The 26,672-nt window shown below is 66.6% G+C and carries 22 protein-coding genes; 11 read left to right on the top strand and 11 right to left on the bottom strand.

The window, feature by feature from the left end:
• Positions 1–467: 467 nt before the first annotated feature.
• From AC5P8D_RS10860 to AC5P8D_RS10850, 3 genes are all read right to left on the bottom strand, one after another.
• A complete protein-coding gene (locus AC5P8D_RS10860; RefSeq protein ID WP_495203309.1) occupies positions 468–2,033 on the bottom strand; it encodes a protein adenylyltransferase SelO in 1,566 nt (521 codons plus the stop codon).
• Positions 2,034–2,065: 32 nt separating this feature from the next.
• Positions 2,066–2,755, bottom strand: coding sequence for a glutathione S-transferase family protein (locus tag AC5P8D_RS10855; RefSeq protein ID WP_495203308.1), 690 nt, complete (start codon positions 2,753–2,755; stop codon positions 2,066–2,068).
• Between the two features lie 185 nt (positions 2,756–2,940).
• Positions 2,941–3,150 carry a cold-shock protein gene (locus AC5P8D_RS10850; RefSeq protein ID WP_004153307.1) on the bottom strand — a complete coding sequence of 70 codons (210 nt, stop codon included), beginning with the start codon at positions 3,148–3,150 and terminating at the stop codon, positions 2,941–2,943.
• Between the two features lie 302 nt (positions 3,151–3,452).
• On the opposite strand from AC5P8D_RS10850, the gene AC5P8D_RS10845 reads away from it, so the two are divergent.
• Positions 3,453–3,941: a YaiI/YqxD family protein gene (locus AC5P8D_RS10845; protein ID WP_010484520.1), complete on the top strand. Its 489-nt coding sequence runs from the start codon at positions 3,453–3,455 to the stop codon at positions 3,939–3,941.
• A 6-nt stretch (positions 3,942–3,947) separates the two neighbouring features.
• On the opposite strand, the gene AC5P8D_RS10840 is transcribed toward AC5P8D_RS10845, so the two are convergent.
• Positions 3,948–4,826 carry a pseudouridine synthase gene (locus tag AC5P8D_RS10840; RefSeq protein WP_235651659.1) on the bottom strand — a complete coding sequence of 293 codons (879 nt, stop codon included), beginning with the start codon at positions 4,824–4,826 and terminating at the stop codon, positions 3,948–3,950.
• A 123-nt stretch (positions 4,827–4,949) separates the two neighbouring features.
• On the opposite strand from AC5P8D_RS10840, the gene AC5P8D_RS10835 reads away from it, so the two are divergent.
• The 3 genes from AC5P8D_RS10835 to AC5P8D_RS10825 all read left to right on the top strand — a co-directional run bounded on the left by AC5P8D_RS10835 (position 4,950) and on the right by AC5P8D_RS10825 (position 8,840).
• A complete protein-coding gene (locus AC5P8D_RS10835; RefSeq protein WP_043403207.1) occupies positions 4,950–5,498 on the top strand; it encodes a YaeQ family protein in 549 nt (182 codons plus the stop codon).
• The gene (locus AC5P8D_RS10830; RefSeq protein ID WP_010484512.1) at positions 5,495–6,679 is read left to right on the top strand and encodes a BaiN/RdsA family NAD(P)/FAD-dependent oxidoreductase; all 1,185 of its coding nucleotides are present in this window, start codon (positions 5,495–5,497) and stop codon (positions 6,677–6,679) included. Before AC5P8D_RS10835 ends, AC5P8D_RS10830 begins: the two co-directional genes overlap by 4 nt.
• Positions 6,680–6,770: 91 nt before the next feature.
• Complete coding sequence (locus AC5P8D_RS10825) at positions 6,771–8,840, top strand: EAL domain-containing response regulator (RefSeq protein WP_329836165.1); 2,070 nt, start codon at positions 6,771–6,773, stop codon at positions 8,838–8,840.
• Between the two features lie 113 nt (positions 8,841–8,953).
• Here the strand turns inward: AC5P8D_RS10825 and fabV are convergent, their stop codons facing one another.
• The 6 genes from fabV to queA form a co-directional block, all read right to left on the bottom strand.
• Positions 8,954–10,213: an enoyl-ACP reductase FabV gene (gene fabV / locus AC5P8D_RS10820; protein ID WP_329836163.1), complete on the bottom strand. Its 1,260-nt coding sequence runs from the start codon at positions 10,211–10,213 to the stop codon at positions 8,954–8,956.
• Positions 10,214–10,883: 670 nt separating this feature from the next.
• Complete coding sequence (secF, locus tag AC5P8D_RS10815; RefSeq protein ID WP_010484505.1) at positions 10,884–11,864, bottom strand: protein translocase subunit SecF; 981 nt, start codon at positions 11,862–11,864, stop codon at positions 10,884–10,886.
• 16 nt (positions 11,865–11,880) lie between these two features.
• Positions 11,881–13,737, bottom strand: a complete 1,857-nt coding sequence (gene secD, locus AC5P8D_RS10810; RefSeq protein ID WP_010484504.1) for a protein translocase subunit SecD — start codon at positions 13,735–13,737, stop codon at positions 11,881–11,883.
• A gap of 61 nt (positions 13,738–13,798) precedes the next feature.
• The gene (yajC, locus tag AC5P8D_RS10805; protein ID WP_005409257.1) at positions 13,799–14,143 is read right to left on the bottom strand and encodes a preprotein translocase subunit YajC; all 345 of its coding nucleotides are present in this window, start codon (positions 14,141–14,143) and stop codon (positions 13,799–13,801) included.
• Positions 14,144–14,277: 134 nt separating this feature from the next.
• Complete coding sequence (gene tgt / locus AC5P8D_RS10800) at positions 14,278–15,408, bottom strand: tRNA guanosine(34) transglycosylase Tgt (RefSeq protein ID WP_495203307.1); 1,131 nt, start codon at positions 15,406–15,408, stop codon at positions 14,278–14,280.
• Positions 15,409–15,585: 177 nt separating this feature from the next.
• Entirely contained in the window at positions 15,586–16,653 is a 1,068-nt protein-coding gene (queA, locus tag AC5P8D_RS10795) for a tRNA preQ1(34) S-adenosylmethionine ribosyltransferase-isomerase QueA (RefSeq protein ID WP_495203306.1), read from the bottom strand.
• Between the two features lie 211 nt (positions 16,654–16,864).
• Between queA and AC5P8D_RS10790 the strand changes: the two genes are divergently transcribed.
• Together AC5P8D_RS10790 and AC5P8D_RS10785 are read left to right on the top strand one after the other, a co-directional pair.
• Positions 16,865–18,361, top strand: a complete 1,497-nt coding sequence (locus AC5P8D_RS10790) for an aminotransferase class III-fold pyridoxal phosphate-dependent enzyme (protein ID WP_043403227.1) — start codon at positions 16,865–16,867, stop codon at positions 18,359–18,361.
• Between the two features lie 264 nt (positions 18,362–18,625).
• A complete protein-coding gene (locus AC5P8D_RS10785) occupies positions 18,626–19,219 on the top strand; it encodes an LOG family protein (protein ID WP_010484495.1) in 594 nt (197 codons plus the stop codon).
• 19 nt (positions 19,220–19,238) lie between these two features.
• Here the strand turns inward: AC5P8D_RS10785 and AC5P8D_RS10780 are convergent, their stop codons facing one another.
• Positions 19,239–22,079: a bifunctional diguanylate cyclase/phosphodiesterase gene (locus AC5P8D_RS10780; RefSeq protein WP_495203305.1), complete on the bottom strand. Its 2,841-nt coding sequence runs from the start codon at positions 22,077–22,079 to the stop codon at positions 19,239–19,241.
• A 247-nt stretch (positions 22,080–22,326) separates the two neighbouring features.
• On the opposite strand from AC5P8D_RS10780, the gene AC5P8D_RS10775 reads away from it, so the two are divergent.
• The 5 genes from AC5P8D_RS10775 to AC5P8D_RS10755 all read left to right on the top strand — a co-directional run bounded on the left by AC5P8D_RS10775 (position 22,327) and on the right by AC5P8D_RS10755 (position 26,516).
• The gene (locus AC5P8D_RS10775) at positions 22,327–22,845 is read left to right on the top strand and encodes an RNA polymerase sigma factor (protein WP_229301621.1); all 519 of its coding nucleotides are present in this window, start codon (positions 22,327–22,329) and stop codon (positions 22,843–22,845) included.
• On the top strand, positions 22,842–23,849 hold the full coding sequence (locus tag AC5P8D_RS10770) for a hypothetical protein (protein ID WP_495203304.1): 1,008 nt from the start codon (positions 22,842–22,844) through the stop codon (positions 23,847–23,849). Before AC5P8D_RS10775 ends, AC5P8D_RS10770 begins: the two co-directional genes overlap by 4 nt.
• 40 nt (positions 23,850–23,889) lie before the next feature.
• Positions 23,890–24,486, top strand: coding sequence for an IMPACT family protein (locus AC5P8D_RS10765; RefSeq protein ID WP_126561084.1), 597 nt, complete (start codon positions 23,890–23,892; stop codon positions 24,484–24,486).
• Positions 24,479–26,251, top strand: coding sequence for an ABC transporter transmembrane domain-containing protein (locus AC5P8D_RS10760; RefSeq protein WP_010484484.1), 1,773 nt, complete (start codon positions 24,479–24,481; stop codon positions 26,249–26,251). The genes AC5P8D_RS10765 and AC5P8D_RS10760 overlap by 8 nt, the downstream gene beginning before the upstream one ends.
• A 70-nt stretch (positions 26,252–26,321) precedes the next feature.
• The gene (locus AC5P8D_RS10755; protein WP_005409247.1) at positions 26,322–26,516 is read left to right on the top strand and encodes a hypothetical protein; all 195 of its coding nucleotides are present in this window, start codon (positions 26,322–26,324) and stop codon (positions 26,514–26,516) included.
• Positions 26,517–26,672: the final 156 nt, after the last annotated feature.

Raw genomic sequence — 26,672 nt, 5'->3', positions numbered from 1 at the left:
GAAGCGGGTTTCCTGTGGGATGGCGGGGTGGGTCCGGTTGCGGGGGCCGCTGCAAGTACGTCCATGTAAGCTCGGTCGCCGCATCCATGCGGCTCACGCCCCCGCAACCGGACCCACCCCGCCTTCGACAGTTTCCTGCGATCTGTCGTAGATCCACGCCATGCGTGGATGAATCTTCATCGAAATCGAATATTTCGAGAATTGAACGAAGAGCATCCACGCATGGCGTGGATCTACCGTGTCGACCAAGGTCGACACCTACCCACAGCAGCGGGAATCTGTCGGAGGTGGGGCGGTGTCGGAGTGCGGGGTGTCAGCCGCATGGATGCGGCTGCCAAGCCTACACGGACGTACTTGCGGCGTCCCCGCACTCCGACACCGCCCCGCCAAACCACGGAATCAGCTTTTGCTCTCGCTGTTGACCTGGCCTCTGCAGGTGCAGGGCGCAGCCCTGCCGAAACCCACCCTCAGGAACTGCAGGACAGCATCGAGCAGCCGGCGCGATTGTCGGCCCACGCCGGGCGCTTGCTGGCGAAGTGTTCCAGACCGGAACGCTCGGTGTATGGATTGCGCAGCACGTCCTGCAACGCATGAACACCGCCGAGGTCGCCCTGCTCCGCGCGATCGATGGCTTCCTGGGCCAGCCAGTTGCGCAGCACGTACAGCGGGTTGGCCGCTGTCATCTTCGCCAGGCGTTCGCTGGCCGACAGCGGATCGGCCTGCAACCGCACCGCATAGTCCTGCAGCCACTGCTGCAACGGCGCCTGCACCGCCTGCTGGCGCGCCTCGTCGTAGTACACCGCATCCAGCAGCGCCACATCCGGTGCCGCCGGATCGATACGCATCAGCGCACGCCAGGCCAGGGTCATGTCCATACCCCCATCCTGCATCAACTGCTGCCAGCGCAGGTAGAGCTGCAGGTCGTCATCGTCGGCCGCAGCCAGGCCGAGTTTGGCTGCGGCATCGCGGCGCGTGCAGGCCACGAAGGTGGACTGGTATGCAGCCAATCCAGCCTGCAACGGTTCGACATCGGCAAACAACGGTGACAATGCCTGTGCCAATCGGCTCAGGTTCCAGTACGCCACCTGCGGCTGGGTGCCGAAACGATAGCGCCGGCCTTGGGCATCGGTGGTGTTCGGCGTCCAGTCCGGATCGAAATCCTCGACCCAGCCATATGGACCGTAGTCGAGCGTAAGACCAAGAACGGACAGGTTGTCGGTGTTCATCACGCCATGCACGAAGCCGACGCGCATCCAGTGCGCGATCATCTCGGCGGTGCGCACCGCGATCTGCGCGAACCAGTCGCCATACAGCGCCTCACCCTGCCCTTGCAGTTCGGGGAAGTCGCGGGCGATGCAGGCACCCACCAGCTGCTGCAGCAGTGCGGTTTCCCCGCGCGATGCCGGAAGCTCGAAGGAACCAAAGCGCAGGAACGACGGCGACACGCGGCATACGATGGCGCCGGGCTCTGCACGCGGATGACCGTCGTAGAACATGTCGCGCACCACGTCGTCGCCGGTACCAACCAGCGACAGCGCACGCGTGGTCGGCACGCCAAGGTGGTGCATCGCTTCACTGCACAGGAACTCGCGGATCGACGAGCGCAGTACCGCGCGACCATCGGCGCCGCGCGAGTACGGCGTGGGCCCCGCCCCCTTCAGCTGCAGCTCCCAATGAAGGCCATCGGGCGCGACCAGTTCACCCAGCGAGATCGCGCGACCGTCGCCGAGCTGGCCGGCCCAGTGACCAAACTGATGGCCGCCGTAGTTGGCCGCCCAAGGCTGCATGCCGGCGTACAGTGCGTTTCCGCCAAACACCTGCGCGAAGCTTTCGCTTTCGACTTCAGCGGTATCGAAACCAAGCATGGCGGCGACGTCCGTTGCCCAGGCCAACAGCGTGGGCGCCGTCACCGGGGTCGGCATCACCGGCGACCAGGCCGCACCCAGCACTTCGCGCCGGCGCGGGCCGGATTCGGGATCGCCCGGCAGGGTCTGCAGCAGGCGGTTGTCGAAACGGGGGCTGTCGGTATCCATGGTGCTGAAGATGGGGGCGACGGCCGCCCTCCTCAATTGCCGCTGAGCGCCTGCAGGTGGCCGCCGTGGGCCTCGGCACGCTGGTAGGCGGGTCGCTCACCGATACGCTTGAGGAAGTCACGCAGTGCCGGCTTGTCGTCGAGACCACCGCCGCGCGCGGCCGCAGCCTGGATCGGGAAGCTCATCTGGATGTCGGCCGCGCTGAAGCGTTCACCGGCAAACCACGGGCTTTCGGCCAGGCGGCGCTCCATCCAGTCCAGGTGCAGGCGCCGCTGTGGGCCGATGAAGCCACGTTCGGCCTTGTCGGCGATACTGCGCGCGATCGGACGGGCGAAGAACGGCATCGGCGCGTTGCGGATGCGGCCCATCACCAGGGTCAGCAGCAGCGGCGGCATCGCCGAGCCTTCGGCGTAGTGCAGCCAATAACGGTAGGCGATGCGCTCGGCGCCATCGGCCGGCATCGGTGACGGCGACAGCTGGCGTTGGGTGTCATAGCGATCCGCGAGGTAGTCGAGGATGGCACCGGACTCGGCCAGTACCAGCTCGCCATCCTGCAGTACCGGCGACTTGCCCAGCGGATGCACGTTGCGCAGCTTCGGCGGCGCCAGCAGCGTCTTCGGATCGCGCGGATAGCGGCGCAGTTCGTAGTCCAGCCCCAGCTCCTCCAGCATCCACAGCACACGCAGGGAACGGGAGTTTTCCAGGTGATGGACGATGCGCATGGGGATGATCCTTAGGGAGGCCCCCATCGTACCGCGATGGCTGCATGCCCCATGTAGCGTCGAGCCATGCTCGACTGCTTTCCAAAGACAGTCGAGCATGGCTCGACGCTACAGAACAGCAGGCAACAAAAAACGCCGGAAGCTTTCGCTTCCGGCGTTCTGGCTACCAAACGGTAGCAGACGGATTAGACCGCCTGCACCTGGTCAGCCTGCATACCCTTCTGGCCCTGGACGGCGATGAAGGTAACCTTCTGGCCTTCCTGCAGGGTCTTGAAGCCGGTGCCCTGGATGGCACGGAAGTGCACGAACAGGTCCGGGCCGCTTTCCGGGGTGATGAAGCCGAAGCCCTTGGCGTCGTTGAACCACTTGACGGTGCCGGTCTGACGATCAGACATTTGACTAACTCCTGAAACACATGTTGAAAAAAATCGCAGCCACCGGGTATCGGGGCCGAGACTGAGTTGCAGGCGTTGGTAAAGCGGATCGATGAGCGGATCGTGAGATCAACTGCACCAGGCCACGATTCACGGTGACCCTAGCAAACACAGTGGGTCGAACGATACGCGTGTTTTCTGCAAAAAGCGATAGCCCGGACGTTCATGGGCAAACCCTGCCCGCTAGGCGTGACAAGGCTTGGCAGCCGATCAAGCCTAACTCCGAGTCCCCATTCAGGTTTTTCCTACCCTACACTGGGTAAATGACTGAAGCTGAAACCCAAGCTGAACCCGCCCTGCCCCGCATCTGGGTGGACGCGGATGCCTGCCCCACCGTCATTCGCGACATCCTGTTCCGTGCCGCTGAACGCGTTGGGATCGAGCTGACCCTGGTCGCCAATCAGTGGATCCGCACCCCGCCATCGCGCTGGCTGCGCTCGATCCAGGTGCCGCAGGGCCTGGACGTGGCCGACAGCGCCATCGTCGAGCGAGTCGCCGCCGGAGACCTGGTGGTCACCCAGGACATCCCGTTGGCCGCCCTGGTGCTGGAGAAGAAGGCCGTGGCGCTGAACCCGCGCGGCCAGCTGTACACCCCGAACAACATGGCCGAGCGGCTGTCGATGCGCAATTTCATGGAGGAGCTGCGCGGCGCCGGGGTGCAGACCGGCGGCCCGCCGCCGCTGGGCCCGCGCGACCGGCAGCTGTTCGCTGCCGAGCTGGACCGCTGGTTGGCCCGACGCCCGGTTCGCTGAACGGCCCTACCCGCCCTGGCCGGGCAGGCACAGGCGGCGCCGGCTGCTGAACCGCCGGGGCTCCCCGCTCAATGGGTCATCGAAGGCCAGCCCCTGCGCCAGCAGCTGCAGGGGCGACTCGACCGTTTCATCCGGGCGCGGCCTCAGCAGCGGATACAGGTCATCGCCCTCGATCGGCGCGCCCAGCGCCGCCATGTGCACGCGCAGCTGGTGCTTGCGGCCGGTTTCCGGCAGCAGCCGGTAGCGCCAGACCGGCCCTTCGGCCTCGATCAGCTCGATCCGGCTGCGCGCATTGGGCTCGCCCGGCACTTCGGCCATGCGGAAGAACGGTTCGCCCGGCACCAGGCGGCTGTCCCGCTGCAACGGAAACGCCAGCCCGGGCAGCGCCGGTGCCAGCGCCTCATAGGTCTTCTCGATGCGCCGTTCGCGGAACAGCCGTTGATAGGCATCACGCGTGGCTGCCTGGGTCGAGAACAGCACCAGGCCGGCGGTCAGCCGGTCCAAGCGGTGCAACGGCGCCAGTTCGGTGTTGCCGGTGCGTGCGACCAGGCGCGCCAGCAGGGTTTCGCGCACATGGCCACCGGCCGGCGTCACCGGCAGGAAGTGCGGCTTGTCCGCCACCAGCAGGTGCGCATCCAGATGCAGGATGGTCTCGGCGAAGGGAACCACCGGCTCGTCGGCCACCTCGCGGAAGTACTGGATTTCCAGCCCCACCTGCCAGGGCATGTCCGGCGCCAGTGCCCTGCCCTGCGGATCCTGCACACGGCCTCGGGCGAAGCGGTCCTGCCACTGCGCACGGTCGATGCGAGGGAAACGTGCACACAGGCCATCAAGCAGGCTGCGCCAGTGGCCGGGCGGCAGCTGCAGGCGGCTGGGCAGGGTCATCGGTGGCACTCCTGCGGCAGGAAAGAGTGAAAGGGTGCCACGTTGACGCGCCACAGACAGCCCGGCCACGGACACCCCTGGAGCAAACCTCTATCATTGTCGTCTTTAGTCCACGGACCCCCCATGGCTCTCACCGCCACCATCCGCAAGGCCGAACTGCAGATCAGCGACATGGATCGCGGCTACTACGTGACCCACAACCTGACCCTGGCCCAGCACCCGTCCGAGACCGACGATCGCCTGATGGTGCGCCTGCTCGCCTTCGCGCTGAACGCCGGCGACCGCCTGGAATTCGGCCGCGGCCTGAGTACCGATGACGAGCCGGACCTGTGGGAGCACGACTACACCGGCGACATCCTGCAATGGATCGACCTGGGCCATCCAGACGAATCGCGCATCCGCAAGGCCAGCAACCGCAGCCGCCAGGTGCAGGTGGTGAACTACGGCGGCAACGCTTCGGACATCTGGTGGAGCAAGCAGAGCAAGGGCCTGGCGCGCTTCGACAACCTGTCGGTGGTCGACCTCGATGGTGCCTTCGTCGAACTGTGGGGCCAGCAGATCCAGCGCGCCATGCGCTGGAGCGTGCTGATCCAGGACGGCGAAGTGCAGCTGCTCAACGACCAGATCCAGCTCGACGTGATCCCGAACTGGCGCAAGCGCGCCAAGGCATGAGCACCATCCGTTGCGATGTGGTGGTCATCGGCGCCGGCGCGGCCGGGCTGATGACCGCAATCACGGCTGGCCAGCGCGGCCGCCAGGTGCAGGTGATCGACCATGCCAACAAGGTCGGCAAGAAGATCCTGATGTCCGGCGGTGGTCGCTGCAACTTCACCAACACCGGTACCACTCCGGCCAACTTCCTGTCGGCCAACCCGCACTTCTGCAAATCGGCGCTGGCGCGCTACACGCCCTGGCACTTCATCGAGCTGGTGCACAAGCACGGTATCGCGTATCACGAAAAAGAGCTGGGCCAGCTGTTCTGCGATGTCTCGTCCAAGCAGATCGTGAAGATGCTGGTGGACGAATGCCAGGCGGCAGGCGTGCAGGTGCGTACCGAGTGCAGCGTGCAGCGCATCGAGCACGGCAGCGATGGCTTCCGCGTGCATACCACCCATGGCCTGTTCCATTGCGCCTCGCTGGTGGTTGCCACCGGCGGCCTGTCCATTCCCAGCATGGGTGCCACCGGCTTTGGTTATGAAGTGGCCCGACAGTTCGGCCACCAGGTGCTGCCGACCCGCGCAGGGCTGGTACCGCTGACGCTCAGCGGCAAGCACCAGGAACGGCTGGCCGATCTGAGTGGTGTCGCCCTGCCGATCGAGGCGCGCTGCAACGGAAAGAGCTTCCAGAACTTCATGCTGCTGACCCATCGCGGCGTGAGTGGCCCGGCGATCCTGCAGATCTCCTCGTTCTGGCAACCCGGCGATGCGCTGGAGCTGGACCTGCTGCCCGGCCAGGATGCCGGCGAGTGGTTGCGCCAGATGAAGCGCGAACGACCCGCCGCCGAACTGCGCACGGTGCTGGGCGAAGTACTGCCGAAGCGGCTGGCACAGCGGCTGTGCGAACACTGGCTGCCCGACCGGCCCGTGCGCCAGTTGGACGAGCCGGTGCTGCGCCAGGCCGCGCAGCTGCTGGGCGCGTTCCCGCTGGTGGCCAGTGGCACCGAGGGCTACCGTACCGCTGAGGTCACGCTCGGCGGCGTGGACACCGCCGAGGTTTCGTCTTCGACGATGGAATCCAAGCGCGTACCCGGCCTGCATTTCGTCGGCGAGGTGCTGGATGTGACCGGCTGGCTGGGCGGCTACAACTTCCAGTGGGCCTGGGCCAGCGGCCACGCGGCCGGTGGCGTGGTGTGAACCACATCGCCGTTCGATGCGTGCAAGGGGTGCGCGCATGGACGGTTCGGCGCGCATCGTGTATCTAGATTTGCAGATTGGGGAGCAGTGCATGCAGAACGCGAACGACATCACCATCCGCCTGCTGATCGTCGATGACAGCGGCGAGAACGCCGAGGCCATCGTCAGCACCCTGCGCAACAGCGGCATCGCGGTGCGTCCGTGGCGCCCGCAGGATGCTGCCGAGCTGTCCCAGGTGCTGGTCAGCCAGGCCATCGACCTGGTGCTGGCTTCGCCCTCGCAGGGCATCCCACTGCCACTGGTGGCCCAGCATATTGCTGCCAGCGGCAAGGACATTCCGCTGGTGCTGCTGGCCGAACGCATCGACGAGGACGAGCTGGTACAAGCCAGCAGCCACGGCATCCGTGCCCTCGCCCTGCGCCAGCGTTCCGAGCACCTGCTCGCCGTGGTCCGTGATCAGTGGGTGGACCTGCAGGCGCGTCGTGGCCTGCGCCGCATCGAGGCGCAGATGCGCGAGACCGAGCGCCGCTGCGATGCCCTGATCGCTTCCTCGCGCGACCCCATCGCCTACGTGCATGAAGGCATGCACATCCGCGCCAACGACGCCTATCTGGAGATGTTCGGCTACGAGCATTTCGACGATATCGAAGGCATCTCGCTGCTGGACATGGTCGCCGCCCAGCATGTGGAAGGCTTCAAGCAGCTGCTGAAGGGCCTCAGCCGTGGCGAGGCGCCGCCGCCGCAGTACCAGCTTGACGCGCGCCACGAGGATGGCAGCGCGTTCCCGGCAACGATGGAATTCACCCCCGCCACCTACGAGGGCGAATCCTGCCTGCAGGTGGTACTCCGCCGCCGCATGGAATTCGACCCGGAACTGGCGCGCGAGGTCGAGGACCTGCGCCAGCGCGACCAGGTCACCGGCCTGCTCAACCGACCGACCTTCATGCTGCAGCTGGAAAGCGCGGTGGCCCAGGCCGGGCGCAGCGAAGGCCAGTTCGGCCTGCTGCTGATCGAGCCGGACCACTACGCGCGCCTGCTGCCGGATATCGGCCTGGCCTCGGCCGACATCCTGATCGGCGCCCTCGCCGCCCTGCTGGCCGAGGTGGTTGGCGAGGACGCGCAGCTGGCCCGCTTCGGCGAACACAATTTCGCCGTGCTGCAGGCCGGGCCCTACGCGCAGACCGTGGCACTGGCCGAGCGCATCCGCGAAGCCTACGCCGCACACGTCTTCAGCATCGGCGCGCGTTCGGCCACGGTAACGGTCAGCATCGGTGGCGTGCAGGTGGGCGAGAAGATCGCCAGCATCGGCCAGGTGCTGGCACGCGCCAGCGAATGCACGCAGGCCGCCGCCGAACTGGGCAACACCTGCCGCATCTTCGACCCGGCCGCTGCCGACCGCGTGGAGGAAGAACGCGTGCTGCGCTGGGTCACCCGAATCCGTGAAGCACTGGCCGGTGATGGCTTCCAGCTGCACTACCAGCCGGTGCTGAACCTGCAGGGGGAGTCGCTGGAGCTGTATGAGGCCTACCTGCGCCTTGAGCACAATGGTGAACTGCTGAGCCCGACTGCGTTCCTGGGCATCGCGGAGGAACACGGCCTGCTGGCCGACATCAACCGCTGGGTGGTGTCACGGGCGATCGCTGTGCTGGGCCAACGTGCACGCGAAGGCCATGCCACGCAGATGCTGGTGAAGGTGACGCCAGAGTCGTTCGACGACCCGCAGATGATCGCCACCCTGCGTCGGGAACTGCAGGCACAGGGCGTGCCCGGCGAACGGCTGTGGCTGCATGCGCCGGAAGCAAAGGTGTTCACCCATCTGCGCAGTGCGCAGCAGTTCCTTGCCGAAGTGGCGCCGCTGGGCTGCCGCATCGGCCTGGAGCAGTTTGGTTCGGGATTGGACTCGTTCCAGCTGCTGGCCCACTTCCAGCCGCAGTTCCTCAAGCTGGACCGCGGCTTCACCAGCGATCTGGCCGCCACCCGGGAAAACATCGACCGCATCAGCCAGATCACCGCGCGCGCGCAGGAAGCCGGCATCCGCACCATCGCCGAGTTCGTCAGCGATGCCAACTCGATGACCCTGCTGTTCAGTGCCGGCGTGGATTACGTGCAGGGCGACTTCGTCGGTCCGGCGTTGCCGGAGATGGGGTTCGAGTTTGGTTGACGCCTCTCTGTAGAGCCGAGCGATGCGCGGCTGCGAGACTCAAGCGAAGAGCAGCCGAGCATGGCTCGGCTCTACACAAAGAGAAGGCCGGCTTTCGCCGGCCTTTTCATGGATCAGGTCATGTCGACCAGATTGTCGATCTTCACGTCCGGGTTGACGTCGGCCTCGTAGTCGACGCCCTCCACGCCAAAGCCGAACAGGCGCAGGAAGTCGGCCTTGTAACCGGCCAGATCGCTGATCTCGTACAGGTTCTCGTTGGTCACCTGCGGCCACAGCGCAACCACCTTGCCCTGCACGTCTGCCGCCATTTCCTTGTAGTCGGCACGCAGGCGGCCTTCCTCATCGACCAGCGCAACGGTATGGCCCTCGCCATCGACCAGGTCGTGGCGCAGGCGATCGATCGCCACGCCGTCGGCCTTGCCGCCGTAGAGGATGTCGTACAGCACATCCAACTGCTCGATGCAGCCTTCGTGGGTGCCCTTTTCCTTCATCACCTTGAACAGCAGCGACAGGTACAGCGGCATGGTCGGAATCGCCGAGCTGGCCTGGGTCACCACCGCCTTCAGCACCGATACGCGTGCATCACCACCAATCTTGGCCAACTTCTCGCGCAGGCCCAGCACCTTGGTGTCCAGGTCCTTCTTGGCGGCACCGATCGAGCCGTTCCAGTAAATCGCCTGGGTGATCTCTTCGCCCACATAGGTGAAGGCGGTCGTGGTGCAGCCGTTGGCCAGCACGCCGGCATCGGCCAGCGCGTCGATCCACATCTGCCAGTCCTCACCGCCCATCACCGCGACGGTACCGGCGACTTCTTCCGGGGTGGCCGGCTGCAGATGGGTCTCGGTCAGCACTTCCTTGTCGGTATCCAGGCCACGCAGCGTGATCGGCTCGCCGATCGGCTTCAGCGTAGAGTTGATGATTTCACCGGTCTTCGGGTGCTTGCGGCGCGGCGCAGCCAGGCTGTAGACGACCTGATCGACCTGGCCGAGATCGGCCTTGATCATTTCGATGGTCTTCGCCTTCACTTCATCGGAGAAGGCATCGCCGTTGATGCTCTTGGCGTACAGGCCGGCTTCGTCGGCGTACTTGTGGAACGCGGCCGAGTTGTACCAGCCCGCGGTACCCGGCTTGGTCTCGCTGCCCGGGCGTTCGAAGAAGATGCCGAGGGTCGCGGCGCCACTGCCGAAGGCAGCGGTGATGCGCGCAGCGAGGCCGTAGCCGGTGGAGGCGCCGATCACCAGCACGCGCTTGGGGCCGTTCTGGATCGGCGGGCGCGCGCGGATGTAGTCGATCTGCTGCTTGACCGCGGCCTCGCAGCCGGTCGGGTGGGTGGTGACGCAGATGAAGCCGCGGACGCGCGGTTTGATGACCATGGATACCTCGGGTTGGCAGATGCGGCGCGCGGGGCGCTCAGCAGGAATATGGGTGCGCGCATGCGCGCGCGAACCGCAGGATCGTAGTGCGCGGGGGCCGAATGCACAACCGACGCTGCCGTAGGGTGGTGTTTCTTTTGCAGGGTTGCACCCTGCACCCGCAGAGGCCTGAGCAACGGCCAGAGCCAGAGCAACGTCAAAAGCTGGGTTCCTGAGGGTGGGCGGGGGTGGGTCCGGTTGAGGGGGACGCTGCAAGTACGTCCATGTAAGCTCGGTCGCCGCATCCATGCGGCTCACGCCCCCTCAACCGGACCCACCCCGCCTTCAACAGACTTCCGCGATCTGTCAGGACGGCATTCTGCTCTGGTGGGTGTCGACCTTGGTCGACACGGTAGATCCACGCCATGCGTGGATGACTCATTCGATATCTGACAGGTGTGTCGACCAAGGTAGACACCTACCAACAGCCGCAGGAAACGATCTGGGGCAGAGCCCCCTGAGTCAGGGGGCGGCCGCGAAGCGGCGGGGGTCTGGGAGCTGGTAAGTGGGGCCCACGGTTCGCGCAGCGAAGCGTGGGAGCGACAGCGCGCATGCGATGACGCGTACCAGCCCTGCCAACAAAAAACCCCGCTTGCGCGGGGTTCTCTGCGTGTTGCGTGCAGCGGAACGCTTACGGGCGACGGGCCAGGGCCTCGACGTCCTTCGCCTTCGGCAGCAGGTCCTGCTTGCTCACGCGCAGGAAACCGATCGTCAGCATCGGCACCGCCACCAGGATCGAGGACAGCACCACGATCACCGCACCGATCATGTGCGTCTCGGCCAGGCCTTCCATCGAGCTGCCGCCGTACATGTACAGGGCCAGTGCCGACAGGAAGAACATCACCGCGGTGATCACCGTACGCGACAGCGTCTGGTTGATCGAACGGTTCAGCACTTCCATCGAGTCCACGCGCAGGCTGCGGAAGTTCTCGCGGACGCGGTCGAAGACCACGATGATGTCGTTGATCGCAAAGCCCATCACCGACAGCAGGCCGGCCAGCACGGTCAGGTCGAACTCACGGCCCAGCAGGGACACATAAGCCACCGTCACGATCAGGTCGAACATGGCCACGATGCTGGCGGTGACCGCGAACTTCCATTCGAAGCGCACGGCGATGTAGATCAGGAAGCCGGCCAGCATGAAGATGGTGGCGTACAGGCCATTCATCGCCAGGTCCTTGCCGATCTGCGGGCCGACGAACTCGTTGCGCAGTACGGTTGCCTGATTATCAGCCGTGGACAGTGCCTTCACTACAGCGGCAGCGGTAGCCTTGTCTTCGGTGGCGGCAGCACCCGTGCCCGGAGCATGCTCGCCGTGTGGCGCCAGGCGGATCAGCAGGTCGGTGTTGCCACCGACGCTCTGTACCTGAGCGCCGTCGAAGCCATTCTGCTCGAGCTTGGTGCGGACCTGCTCGACGTCCACCGCCTTGTCGAAGCGGGCTTCGATCAGGGTGCCGCCGGTGAAGTCCAACGCGTAGTTGAAGCCCTTGAACGCGATGATGCTGATCGACGCCAGGAACACCACGATGGTGACTGCCATGGCGACATGGCGCCAGCGCATGAAGTCGATCTTGGTGTCGTTCGGGAGGATGTGCAGCGGAAACAGTTTCATTGTGCGTGTCGTCCCGTCAGATGGCCACGTTCTGGAGCTTCTTGCGACGGCCGTAGATCAGCGTCGCCAGCGCACGCGACACGGTGATCGCGGTGAACATGGAGGCGAAAATACCGATGATCATGGTCAGCGCGAAGCCCTTCAGCGGACCGGTACCGAATGCAAACAGCGCCACACCGACGATCAGGCCGGTCAGGTTGGCGTCGAGGATGGTGCCCGAAGCACGCTCGTAACCGGTCACGATCGCGGTTTTGCCCGGCACGCCGGCACGCAGTTCTTCACGGATACGCTCGTTGATCAGCACGTTGGCGTCCACTGACAGGCCGACCGACAACGCCAGGCCGGCAAAGCCCGGCAGGGTCATGGTCGCGCCGAACAGCGACATCACCGCCACCACGATCAGCAGGTTGAACAGCATCGCGATCGAGGTGATCACGCCGAACATGCGGTAGTAGACGCTGAAGAACACCAGGGTGAACAGGAATGCGAACACCACCGCGCGCATACCGTTCTTGACGTTCTCGGCACCCAGGCTCGGGCCGACCACGCGCTCTTCGACGAAGTCCATCGGCGCGGCCAGCGAGCCGGACTTCAGCAGCTTGGCCAGGTCCTCGGCTTCCTTCTTCTGAAGGCCGGTGGTCTGGAAGTTCTTGCCGAACACGCCGTTGATGTTGGCCACCGAGATCACTTCCTCGTTGACCTTGAAGCCACGCACTTCCTGGCCGTCGACAACGGTCACGGTCGGCACGCGCTCGGTGTAGACCACCGCCATCGGCTTGTTCACGTTGGCGCTGGTGAAGTCGAACATGCGCTGGCCGCCGACATTGTTCAGCGTCACGCTGACCGCCGGAGAGCCGCTGTTCGAATCGGTCACCGCCTGCGCGCCGACCATCTGGTCACCGGTGACGATCACGCGCTTGTTCAGCAGGACCGGACCACCGCCATCACGACGCTGGTAGACCTTCGCTTCCGGCGGAATGCGGCCGGAGTTGATGGCGTCCTGTGCATTGCCGTCAACCACCGCGCGGTACTCGAGGGTAGCGGTGGCGCCGATCATGCGCTTGGCTTCGGCCGTGTCCTGCACGCCCGGCAGCTGCACGACCACGCGGTCGGCACCCTGGCGCTGGATGATCGGCTCGGCCACGCCCAGCTGGTTCACGCGGTTGCGCAGGGTGTTGATGTTCTGCTCGATGGCGCCGTTGGCGATCTGGGTGATCTCGGTTTCCGGCACGGTCACCGTGATGCGATTGCCACTGACGTCGTAGCCGAGGGTCGGCTGCGCCTTGACCAGGGCAGTGCGGGCACGCTGCGCGGCGTCGTCACCGGCGGACGGGCTCAGGTTGGCCACGATACTGTTGTCAGCACGGCGTTCCACCGACTGGTACGGAATGCGGGCGTCGCGCAGGGTGCTGCGCACGTCTTCGGTGTAGGCATCCAGGCGCTTGTCGAGCGCGGCCTTCTGGTCGACCTGCAGCACGAAGTGCACGCCGCCCTGCAGGTCCAGGCCCAGCACCATCGGGCGACCGCCGAGGTTGGCCAGCCAGTCCGGCACGGTCGAGGCCAGGTTCAGGGCCACGGTGTACTTCTCGCCGACGGTGTCACGCAGGGCGTCGCTGGCAGCGGACTGCGCCTTCAGGTCCGGCAGGCGGACGATCAGGCTCTCCCCTTCCTTCTCGGCACCGAGGGCGTCCACACCGGCCTTTTTCAGGTCGGCCAGCACACGGTCGCGCAGCGCGTCGTCGACCTGTCCGCCACGGTTGGCGGTGATCTGGACGGCCGGGTCCTTCTGGTAGATGTTGGGCAGCGCGTACAGCGCGCTGAGCGCCAGTACGATCAGGATGACGACGTACTTCCAGCGTGGAAATTCGAGCATTGCTTGGGTCCCGCGCGGCGCCATCCCCGGCGCCGCGGTTGTGCATCGGAAAGGGAGTGGCTTACTGGGCCGACTTCAGGGTACCGGCCGGCAGCACGTTGCCGACAGCGCCCTTCTGCACGCGGATGCGCACGTTGTCAGCCACTTCGATGGTGATGAAGTTGTCGCCGATGTCGGTGACGATGCCGGCGATGCCGCCATTGGTCAGCACTTCATCGCCACGCTTGATCTTCTCCAGCATGGCCTTGTGCTCCTTCTGCCGCTTCATCTGCGGGCGGATCATCAGGAAGTACATGATGGCGATCAGGATGACCGGGAACAGCAGCGTGGTCAGGCCCATGCCCTGCGGTTGGCCGCCGGCGGCCTGGGCGTGGGCGGCGGGAATCAGGAAAGCAAGCAGGTTCATCGTTGGTCCTTTGGTTGGGCGGCGCTCCGGCCCTTTCACGGGCACGGGGTGTCGACCGCGGATCTGGGTCAGCCTTGAAGTATGCCACGGCCCCGGGCGTTCGTCCTTGGGCCGTTTGGCAGGGGGTACTCGGTTTACAGGGGCGGCGCGACCGCCCCGCGTGCCGCGTAGAAAGACTCACGGAAGGCCAGGAAGGTTCCCGCTTCGATGGCCGCACGGATGTCGGCCATCAGCTTTTCGTAATAGAACAGGTTGTGCAGGGTACCCAGCATCGGCGCCAGCATCTCGTTGCAGCGGTCCAGGTGGCGCAGGTAGGAACGGGTGTAGCCACCGGTGCAGGCCACGCAGCCGCAGCCGGGCTCGATCGGATCCATGTCGCGCGCGTACTGCGAGTTGCGGATGCGGACGGTGCCGAACGAGGTGAAATAGTGACCGTTGCGCGCGTTGCGGGTGGGCATCACGCAATCGAACATGTCCACGCCACGTGCGACACCCTCGACCAGGTCTTCCGGCCGGCCCACGCCCATCAGGTAGCGCGGGCGGTCACCCGGCAGCTCCGGGTCCAGGTGGTCGAGCATGGCATTGCGCTCGTGCTCCGGCTCGCCCACGGCGAGGCCGCCGATGGCGTAACCGTCGAAGCCGATCGCCTGCAGGGCCTCGGCCGAGCGGCTGCGCAGGTCGGTGTGCACGCCACCCTGGACGATGCCGAACAGGGCCGCGTCGTTGCCCAGCTCGTCATGCGCGTTGCGGCTGCGCTGCGCCCAGCGCAGGCTCAGTTCCATGGAACGGCGGGCGACGTCTTCGGTGGCCGGGTACGGGGTGCACTCGTCGAAGATCATCACCACGTCCGAATCGAGCACCTTCTGGATCTTCATGCTCTCCTCCGGGCCCAGGAACACGCGAGCGCCGTCGGCGGGCGAGGCGAAGGTCACGCCCTGCTCGGTGATCTTGCGCCGGTGGGCCAGCGAGAACACCTGGAAGCCACCGGAGTCGGTCAGGATCGGGCCATCCCAGCGGCAGAAGCCGTGCAGGCCGCCGTGGTCGGCGATGATGTCCAGGCCCGGGCGCAGGTACAGGTGGAAGGTGTTGCCGAGGATGATCTCGGCGCCCAGCGCGCGCACCTGGTCCGGCAGGATGCCCTTGACCGAGCCATAGGTCCCCACCGGCATGAACGCCGGCGTTTCCACCGTGCCACGCGGGAAGGTCAGGCGGCCACGGCGGGCACGGCCGTCGCGGGTCTGGAGCTGGAACTGCAATCGGGACATGGAGCGGTCGTTCAGGCAAATAGTCGCTCATTGTCTCCCAAAACCGGCTCGACCGCCCATTCAGGCCTGAACGGCACGGCAGTATAGCCACGCCATGCGTGGCTTTCCTGGTCTCCAGGCACCTGCAAGTGCGCACCAACGGTGCGCACCCACCACAAGCAGGCAGAGGTCAGCGCCCTACCCCGCTTGCGGGAACAGCAGCATGGCGTCGCCGTAGCTGAAGAAGCGGTAGCGCTTCTCGATCGCGTGCTGGTACGCCTCGAATACCCTTTCCTTGCCGGCGAACGCGGAGATCATCATCAGCAGCGTGCTTTCCGGCAGGTGGAAGTTGGTCACCATCGCGTCGACGCTGCGGATGCGGTAGCCCGGGGTGATGAAGATCTGCGTTTCACCGGCGAACGGCAGCAGCTCGCCATCGCGCATCGCGCTTTCCAGCGCGCGTACCACGGTGGTGCCGACGCCGATCACCCGGCCGCCGGCCGCGCGCGTGCGCCGTACCTGCTGCACCAGCTCCGCGCCCACGTTCAGCCACTCGCGGTGCATCACGTGATCCTTCAGGTCATCGGCGCGCACCGGCTGGAAGGTGCCCGCGCCGACGTGCAGAGTGACATGGCCGAAGTCCACACCCTTGTCCTTCAGCGCGGCCAGCAGCGGTTCGTCGAAATGCAGGCCGGCGGTCGGCGCCGCCACCGCGCCCACTTCGCGCGCGAACACGGTCTGGTAGCGCTCGCGGTCGTCCACGCCCGGCTCGCGCTGGATGTACGGCGGCAGCGGCAGCCGGCCGGCATGCAGCAGCCACTGTTCCAGCGATTCCGGCACATGGAACTGCAGGACGTAGAACTCGCCATCGCGGCCCAGCACCTCGGCTTCGCCACCGGCATCCAGCGCGATGCGGCTGCCGGCCTTTGGCGACTTGCTGGCGCCGACCTGGGCACGGGCCTGCTGGCCGCCGAGCAGGCGTTCGATCAGGATCTCCACGCGGCCACCGCTGGCCTTCTGCCCGAACAGGCGCGCCGGGATCACCCGGGTGTCGTTGAACACCAGCAGATCGCCCGGCTGCAGCAGGGATGGCAGATCACGCACCTGCAGATCGGTGAAGCCATCGGGCGCCGGCGGGACCAGCAGCAGGCGGCTGGCGGAACGTTCGGCCAAGGGTGCCTGCGCGATCAGTTCAGCCGGCAGGTCGTAGTGGAAATTGGACTTCTTCAAGGCAGTGGGCGGCAACAGGTCGACAATGGCGCGCATTGTACGTCCAGCGTCTGCGAGCCGGCGCGCTTCGCGGCGAACGTCGCGCAAAATGCTGCTATGCAGCAGGTTTCTGCGGGGTTATCGCGCAAAAAAACAAGTGCTAGCATCGAGCCGGAAGTCCGCTGCACGAGCCTGCCCCCAAGCGCGCGTGATGACGCGCGTTTTGCTTTTGAAGACCCGTGCGACCCTTTGTTTCAGGAGATCTGCAATGAGCTTCATCGAACGCCTCGCCCCCCTGCGCAACCAGCCCGGCACCCGCCTCACCTCCGGTCTGGACGATGCCACCCTGACCACCCTGTCCGCCAACCACCCGCAGCTGATCGCTGCGGTGGATGCCGCCGCCGAGGAATTCGCGCGCGTGCAGGCCGACCTGGGGCCGCTGCTGGCGCAGGACGAACAGGCGCAGATCGACGCGATGCAGGACGGTTTCGTCAATTTCTATGCCGATGACGCGGTGACCCCGTACGTGGCACTGGCCGCGCGCGGCCCGTGGGTGGTCACCCTGAAGGGCGCCGTGCTGTACGACGCCGGCGGCTACGGCATGCTCGGCTTCGGGCACACCCCGGATGCCGTGCTGGAGGCGATGGCCCGCCCGCAGGTGATGGCCAACATCATGACCCCCAGCCTGTCGCAGCAGCGCTTCATCACCGCCCTGCGCGCCGAGATCGGCCACCGCCGTGGCGGCTGCCCGTTCGCCCGTTTCATGTGCCTGAATTCCGGTTCCGAGGCCGTCGGCCTGGCCGCCCGCATCGCCGACGTCAACGCCAAGCTGCAGACCGACCCCGGCGCGCGCCACGCCGGCGCCGCGATCAAGCGCGTGGTGGTCAAGGGCAGCTTCCACGGCCGTACCGACCGCCCGGCGCTGTATTCCGATTCCAGCCGCAAGAGCTACATGCAGCACCTGGCCAGCTATCGCGGCGAGGACTCGGTGATCACCGTGGCGCCGTACGACGAGGCCGGCCTGCGCAAGGTGTTCGAGGATGCCGCACGCAACCAGTGGTTCATCGAAGCGGTGTTCCTGGAGCCGGTGATGGGCGAAGGCGACCCCGGCCGCTCGGTGCCGCCGTCGTTCTATGCCGTGGCCCGTGAACTGACCCGTGCCCATGGCAGCCTGCTGCTGCTCGACTCGATCCAGGCCGGCCTGCGCGCGCATGGCGTGCTCTCGGTGGTGGACTACCCGGGCTTCGAAGGCCTGGACCCGCCGGACATGGAGACCTATTCCAAGGCGCTCAACGCCGCGCAGTACCCGCTGTCCGTGCTGGCGGTAACCGAGCATGCCGCGCAGCTGTACCGCAAGGGCATCTACGGCAACACCATGACCAGCAACCCGCGTGCGCTGGACGTGGCCTGCGCCACCCTGGCCCAGCTGACCCCGCAGGTGCGTGCCAACATTGCCGAACGCGGTGCCGAGGCCGTGCGTAAGCTGGAACAGCTGAAGAACGAGCTGGGCGGGCTGATCACCAAGGTGCAGGGCACCGGCCTGCTGTTCTCCTGCGAGCTGGCCCCGCAGTTCAAGTGCTACGGCGCCAATTCCACCGAGGAATGGCTGCGCCAGCACGGCATCAACGTGATCCACGGTGGCGAGAACTCGCTGCGCTTCACCCCGCACTTCGGCATGGACAGCGAAGAGCTGGACCTGCTGGTGGGCATGGTCGGCCGCGCCCTGCGTGAAGGCCCGCGCCGCGAGCAGGCGGCAGCGGCGTAAACCCCCGCTTCGGTAGAGCCGAAGGCAGCGGCAGGAGCCGCTGCCAACGTCGCTGGCGACGGCCCGAAGGGTGCCGGTCAGGACGACCGGCATAGCCCATGCTCGGCTGGCGCCTTTGCCGCGATCTGAACGAAGAGCAGCCGAGCGCGGCTCGGCTCTACAGAAGGCCTCTCAAGGCCTCATAATCCTTGGGCACCCCGTCCCTGACCGCCCTGCGGTCGGCGACGGGGCGTTTTCGTTTCCGGCCAAGAGACAGGAAGATCCATGAAATCGATCTGTGTGTACTGTGGTTCCAACGCTGGCAGCAAGCCGGCCTATACCGAACGCGCCATTGCACTGGGCGACCGCATCGCCCGCGACGGCCTGCGCCTGGTGTATGGCGGGGGCAACGTCGGCCTGATGGGAACCGTGGCCAATGCCGTGCTTGCCGCTGGCGGCGAAGTGACCGGCGTGATCCCGCGTCAGCTGGCCGACTGGGAAGTGGCCCACCGCGGCCTGACCGAACTGGAGATCGTCGGTTCGATGCATGAGCGCAAGTCGCGCATGTTCGACCTCGCCGATGGCTTCGTCACCCTGCCCGGCGGCTTCGGCACCATGGAAGAGATCTTCGAGATGCTGACCTGGCGCCAGCTGGGCATCGGCAACAAGCCGTGCGCCTTCCTCGATGTGGAAGGTTTCTACGCCCCGCTGATCGGCATGATCGATCGCATGGTGGAAGAGCGCTTCCTGCACCCGGACCAGCGCCAGGACCTGTGGTACGGCTCGGACATCGAAGCGATGCTGGAGTGGATGAAGAACTACCAGCCGGCCCAGGCCTCGAAGTGGATCGACGAGAAGCGCCGGGCCGCCCTGCGTTGATGCAGCCGCACGCGGTGGCTCAGGCCGCCGCGTGCGACCACGGGGCAGGCCGCCCCAGCAGATAGCCTTGGCCGTAATCGCAGCCCAGTTCGCGCAGGGTCTGCCGCTGCGCCTCGGTCTCGATGCCTTCACCGATGGTCTCGATGCCCAGCGTGCGCGCCAGCGACAGTACGCCTTCGACCAGCGCGCGCGTGCTCTGCACTTCCGGTCCATGCAGGCCGGCGATGAAGCTCTGGTCGATCTTCAGCGTACTGATCGGGAAGCGGTGCAGGTAGGACAGCGCGGAGAAGCCGGTACCGAAATCGTCCAGCTGCACCTGGATGCCGCGCTCGCGCAGCCCCTGCAGGATGCGCAGCGTGTGCGGGCCATCGTCCAGCAGCGCCACCTCGGTGATCTCCAGGCGCAGCCGGCGCGGATCGGCACCGCAGCTGTCGAGCAGGCCGAACAGGCGGTCACTGAATTCGGCGGAGCGGAAATGCCGGGGTGAGACGTTCACCGAGACGTAGCCTTCGCCCCCCTGCGCCAACCCTGCGATGACCTGCTCGTAGATCAGCCAGTCGACCTGTTCGATCAGGCCACTCTCTTCACCCAGCTCCAGGAACGCGCCCGGCAGCAGCAGGCCGCGGCGCTCATGCTGCCAGCGCAGCAGCGCCTCGTGGCCCACCACCTCGCCATCGGACAGGCGCACGATCGGCTGGTAGAACGGCACGAAATCGCGGTTGTTGATCGCACGACGCAGGTCGGCCTCCAGGTCGAGGCTGCGCATGGCCTGCTCGCGCATGTCTTCGTCGAAGATCGCGCAGCGGTCATGACCCTGCGCCTTGGCCCGGTACATGGCCGCGTCAGCGTCGCGCAGCAGCTCTTCGCCGGTGCGGTAGCGCGGGTTCCACAGGGCGATGCCCAGGCTGCCGGACGGGAACAGTTCGCGCCCGGCGATCCACATCGATTCCTGCAGCGCCAGCAGCAGGCGCTGGCCAAAGTCCAGCGCCTGTGCCAGGCCCTGCGGGCATTGCAGCAGCACCGCGAATTCATCACCGCCCAGCCGCGCCACGACGTCCTCGGCGCCAGCCATCGATACGATGCGCTTGGCCACTTCCACCAGCATGCGGTCACCAGCAGCGTGGCCGATACTGTCGTTGACCAGCTTGAAGCGGTCCAGGTCGAGGAACAGCACAGCGAACACCGGCCCACCATCACGCTTGGCCAGCGCCAGCGAATCCTGCAGGCGATCAAGCAAATGCAGGCGGTTGGGCAGGCCGGTCAGCGCATCGTGCATGGCCTGGTGGGTCAGGCGTTGCTCGGCCCGCAGGCGTTCACCAATCTGCCCGAGCAACTTCTCGTTGACCTCGGCCAGCTCGCGGGTACGTTCTTCCACGCGCTTTTCCAGTTCGGCATGCGCCGAGCGCAGCCGTTGCTGGTCGCGCTGACGGGCCAGGCCGGTACCGATGTTCTGCGCAACGAAGGTCAGCAGGCGCTGGTCATGCACGCTGAAAATGCTGTTCTCGCTGTAGCTCTGCACCACGATCGCGCCGACCACTTCGTCGTCGCGCAGCAGTGGTACGCCCAGCCAGCAGTGCGAACGCGCACCGGATTCACGCACCTCGCCACTGGCCAGCAGTGCATCGATCTGCGCGCGCGAGGCCAGCAGCGGGCGCCGGTTGCGCACCACGTATTCGGTCAGGCCCCGGCTGAAGGGCCGTGGAGCGCGACTGGCATTGTGCTCGTCCACCGAATACACGAAATCCAGGCCGTTGCCGGCCGGGTTGACCAGGGCGATGTAGAAATTGCGTGCGTCGAGCAGGCGCCCAACCACGCCATGCACCTGTCCGTAGAACTGGGCCAGGCTGTCGGCCGACATCGCCATCTCGGCAATGTTGTAGAGCGCGGTCTGCAGCTGTTCGGCGCGACGCCGCTCGGTTACTTCGTCCTGCAGGCTGTGGTTGGCGCGCTGCAGTTCCTGGGTACGCCGCTCTACCTGCTGCTCCAGCCGCACCTGCGCCTGGCGCCGGTCCATCGCGGTCTGCACATGCTGCGCAACGAAACCCAGCAATGCGCGCTCGGCCTCGCCATAGCGGGCCGCCTGTTCATAGCTCTGAACCACGATGGCACCGCATACACGGCCATCGCGCAGCATCGGCACGCCCAGCCAGTCCAGGCTTTCCGGCCCACGCTGCGGGTCGTGCTCCTGTTCCATCACCTGCGCCAGCAGTTTGCGCGAGGGACCACTGAGCGGTTTGCCATGGCGCAGCAGCGCCACGGTAAGGCTGCGCGGCATCTCGCTGGCGTCATGGCTCTGCGTGGGGTCGGCGACGAAGTCATCGACCTGATCGGCGAAGTACAGGAACCGGATCTGGTCGCGCACATCGTCGTATTCGACGATGTAGCAGTTCTCGGCATACATCAGCGTGCCCAGCACACCATGCACGTGGCGCAGCATCTCGGGCATTTCAAGGTCGGCACCGGCCAGGTCTGCAATCTGGAACAGGGCCTGCTGCAACCGCTCGGCCTCTTCCAGTGCCTTGATCTGGCCGGCCTGGCGGCCGCGCTGCAGCGCCAGCTCCATCGCCTGCCGGGCAACGCCCCACCATGCCGGCGAAGGCACTGCGCCTTTGACCGACAACAGCAGGCGCGCACCATCATGTTCCCAGCCGTGCTGGCCATCGCCCGCGCCGGGTGCCGCCGCATCACCTCCGGCAGCCGCTGTCGGCCAGCCCCCCTGGCCACGACCGAGCTGCGGGTCGTCCCAGCCGACGCGGACCACGGCCGTTTCCGGCAAAAGCGCATGCAACGCGCGCACCAGCGCCGTGCTCAGCACGGCCTCGTGTGGTGGCTCTTCCGCCGGTTCAGCATGCGTGGACAAATGACAATCTCTTGGCGCCGTCGGTGCGTCGCCTCCCCTGAGCCGCCGAGCATAGCGCGCCACCCGGGGGGCAATGGAAGCCCGTAAACCCCGAATCGTGCGCCCGTACGTTTTTCCTGCTGTCCGTAGCCCCTTCCGAGCCATGACCCTCGCCCTGCCCGCCCCCGCCACCGGCTATGCGCCATCGCCTGCAGGCCTTACCCTGTACGCCGTGGAAGCCAGCGCACTGCCAACCGATGAAGCCTTGATGCTGGCCTGGGCCGGTGGCGACCTGCGCGCATTCGAAAGCCTGTATGCGCGCCATCGCAAGCGCCTGTTCGGCTTCCTGCTGCGGCAACTGCGCGACAACGCGCTGGCCGAGGAGATCTTCCAGGACGTCTGGCAGCGGGTGATCAGCGCCCGCGCCGGCTGGCAGCCCGAGGCGGCGTTCAGCACCTGGTTGTTCCGCATTGCGCACAACCGCCTGAATGACCATTGGCGTGCCGCCCGTCATCGCCCCGCCGCGCCGGCCGACGCCGATCTGCGCCTGGCCGCGATCGAGGATGGGCAGACCCCGGAAGGTGAGCTTTCCGAATTCGAACAACGTCGCCGCATCCAGCTGGCGATGGAACAACTGCCGCCGGAGCAGCGCGAGGTGCTGCAACTGCGGCTGGATCAGGAACTGAGCCTGGAGGAGATCGGCCAGATCACCGGCGTAGGCCGGGAAACCGTGAAATCGCGGCTGCGCTATGCGATGGACAAGCTGCGTGCGGGATTGAACGCATGAACCGAGACGAACCGCTGACGCCGGAAGAACGCGAGCTGGCCCGGCTGCTCGGCCGTCGCGCCGAGCAGGCACCGACCGCCGCACTGGACGCCGCCATCCTGGCCGCGGCCCGCGCTGCCGTGGACGCTCCGGCTGCCGATGCGGTCGCCTCTCCCGAGGCGCCGCGCACGCAGCGCACACGCCCGCGTTGGCCGGCGGTGTTCGGCATCGCCGCCTCGATGGTGTTCGCCATTGGCATCGCCTGGCAGCTGCGTCCGGAACCGCCGCCGGTTCCGGCCGGTGAGGCCGCTGTTGCTGCGGCACCGGCTGCGGCAGAAGACGTTGCGGCTGCCGATCAGGCCGGTGACAGCAGTGCAGCCGACAGCGCGGTGGCGGCTGCGGAACCGGCTGCTGCGCCCGCAGCGCCCGAGGCAGGCCCTGTTGCCGCTGCCCCGGCACCGGCACCGGTCATCGCGCGCACGCGCAAGCCTGCGCCGGCCGAGTCCGCTGACGCGCCGGCCCAGGCTACACGATCGATGGCTGCAGATGCCGCCGCCGATACCTCCTTTGCGGCCCTTCCGCCCGCTCCGGCCGCAGCGCCGGCAGCGGCGCCGCCTGCGCCACCGGCACCCGCCGCCTACTCGGCACCGGCACCGGCATTCGCGCCGGTAGCGTCCGGGGCGCTGAAAGCACGCACGGCCGCAGCACCGGCAGCGAATGCCGCCGAAGTCGAGCGGGCGCAGGCGCTGGACCGGGTAGAAATCACCTCGATGAAGCGTGAGGCTCCCAGCCGTTCCGCACCAGGCATCATGCGCCGCAGCACCGATGCGGGCCTGAGCGCGGACGCCGTGCAGGCCGAGGTGGACGCCGACGCACGACTGCCGCGTCGGCAGTGGCTGCAGAAAATCCGTACACGACGCGACGACGGCCAGCGCGATCTGGCCCGTGCCAGCCTGGAGCGTTACATGCAGCAGTACCCGGAAGCGCGCCTGCCACGCGACCTGCGCCCACTGCTGGACGACTGAAGCGGACGGGAATACCTGGCAACCCCGTAGAATGGCGGGAATGCTCGATACTCTCGCCCAGCCGGTCAGCCACACGCTGGAAGTCAAACACAGCCGTTTCATCGCCCATGCCGCGCCGATCGAAGGCGCCGCAGCGGCCATGGCGTTCCTGCAGCAGGTCGCGGTGGCCGATGCCACCCACAACTGCTGGGCCTACCGGCACGGGCAGGACTATCGCTCCAGCGACGATGGCGAGCCGGCCGGCACGGCTGGACGTCCGATCCTGGCGGCGATCGACGGCCAGGGTTTCGACCGGGTGATGGTGGTGGTGACCCGCTGGTTCGGCGGTATCAAGCTCGGCGCCGGTGGCCTTGTACGCGCCTACGGTGGCGCCGCCGCCGAGTGCCTGCGTACCGCGCCGCGCCTACCGCTGCTAGTGATGGCCCGGCTGCAGCTGCTGGCCGGCTTCGAGGATCTGGGTACCCTGCACGCCACCCTGCCCGCCTTCGGTGCCGAAAAGCGCGATGAACAGTTCGATGCCCATGGCGTGTGCCTGCGGATCGAATTGCCTGCCGATCAGGTCGACGCATTGAAAATCCGCCTGCGCGACGCCACCCGTGACCGTATCCGCATAGAAGACGACGACCAGGATGACTGACAAGGACGACGCCCCCGCTTCGACCCCGCCGCTGCGGCGCCTCGGCAGCCTGCGCACGCTGTGGCCATTCGTGCGCCGCCATAGCGGGCTGTTCACCGCCTGGCTGCTGGCCCTGGCGGTGTCTTCGGCCGCCACGCTGAGCCTGCCGCCGGCGGTGAAGCAGATGATCGATCATGGTTTCAGCAGTGGCGGCCAGATCAACCGCGCCTTCGCCCTGCTGATGCTGGTGGCGGTCGTGATGGCGTTGGGCACGGCCGCGCGTTTCTACTTCGTGTCGCTGCTCGGCGAAAAAGTCGTGGCCGACCTGCGCAGCCAGCTGTATGCCCACCTGATCCAGCTGGGCGCCGGCTTCCACGACCGCAGCCGCAGCGGCGAACTGGTCTCGCGCCTGACCGCGGACACCGAACTGCTGCGCAGCGTGGTCGGCTCGACCATGTCCGTAGCATTGCGCAGCACGGTCACTGTCATCGGCAGCCTGGCGATGCTGTTCGTCACCAGCCCGCGGCTGGCCGCATGGTCGCTGCTCGGCATTCCACTGGCGGTGCTGCCGATCATCATCGGTGCGCGCAAGCTGCGCACGGTCGCGCGCAACAGCCAGGACCGCATCGCCGATGCCAACAGCCTGGCCAGCGAGACGCTGGGCGCGGTGCGCACGGTGCAGGCACATGCACGCGAACCATACGAACGCGGTCGCTTCGACAAGGCGCTCGGTGACGCCATCGGCGCCGCCCGCCGCCGCATCGGTGCACAGTCGCTGGTCACCGCCAGCGCCATCCTGCTGGTGTTCGGCGCCATCGTCGGTGTGCTGTGGCTGGGCGCGCACGACGTCATCGACGGCCGCCTCAGCGCCGGCACGCTGGGTCAGTTCGTGCTGTATGCATTGATCGGCGGCGGTTCGGTGGGCGCGCTGGCCGAAGTATGGAACGAGCTGCAGCGCGCGGCCGGCGGCATGGGCCGCATCGGCGAACTGTTGCAGGAAGACATCGAGATCCGCGCGCCGGCCCAGCCGCATGCACTGCCGCAACCGCTGCGTGGCGAGATCCGGTTCGACGACGTGGTGTTCCACTACCCGCAGCGACCGGACCAGGCCGCACTGGACCACTTCAACCTGCATGTACGCCCCGGCGAGACCGTAGCGCTGGTGGGTCCGTCAGGGGCGGGCAAGAGCACGGTGCTTTCGATGCTGCTGCGCTTCCATGACCCGGCCAGCGGCCGCATCGACGTGGACGGCATCGACGTGCGCCAGGTCGACCCGGCCGAGCTGCGTGCGCAGCTGGCGCTGGTGCCACAGCAGCCTACGCTGTTCGCTGCCAGTGCCCGCGACAACATCCGCTATGGCCGCCTGCAGGCCAGCGACGCCGAGGTCGAGGATGCCGCACGAGCGGCCGAGGCCGACGGTTTCCTGCGCGCGTTGCCGCAGGGCTATGACAGCGAGCTGGGCGAGCGCGGTGCCCGCCTGTCCGGTGGGCAGCAGCAGCGTGTGGCGATTGCCCGTGCGCTGCTGAAGGATGCGCCGATCCTGTTGCTGGATGAAGCCACCAGCGCGCTGGATGCACAGAGCGAACACAGCGTGCAGCAGGCATTGGAACGGTTGATGGCGGGTCGCACCACGCTGGTCATCGCCCACCGCCTGGCCACCGTGCTCAAGGCCGACCGCATCGTGGTGATGGACCAGGGCCGCATCGTCGCCGAGGGCACGCACGCACAGCTGCTGGCCGAAGACGGACTGTACGCTGAACTGGCACGCCTGCAGTTCATCGATTGATGACGTCCGGCTAACATCGGCGCGGCCAAGCTGGCCGCGCAACTGCAGCATCCGCTGAAGGAGGTGCACGATGTCGTTCCGTCAGTTCCCCGCCGTCGACAGCAACGGCGAAAGCCACATCATCATCGAGTTCAAGCCCGAGGCGAATGGCAGCGGGCACCATTCCGAAGCCACGCCGCGCTACGAGCTGGATGATGGGCGGCCGCTGGTGCGCGATGGCCGCGAGTTCACCACCAGTGGCGGCGAGTTGAGGTTGACGATCTGAGGTTCGCCGGGCATGGCCCGGCGCTACCGGATTTCATTCCGCCCCGCTCTGGTGGGTGTCGACCTTGGTCGACATGCTTTTTGCCAAAGGCGGTCGAGCATGGCTCGACGCTACAAAAAAGCATGGTCAATTTTTCACCAAGCATCTTGACAGCCT

The sequence above is a fragment of the Stenotrophomonas sp. YJH_SMC_101-4 genome (assembly GCF_059370395.1).
This window is presented reverse-complemented; position numbering and strand designations above follow the sequence as displayed.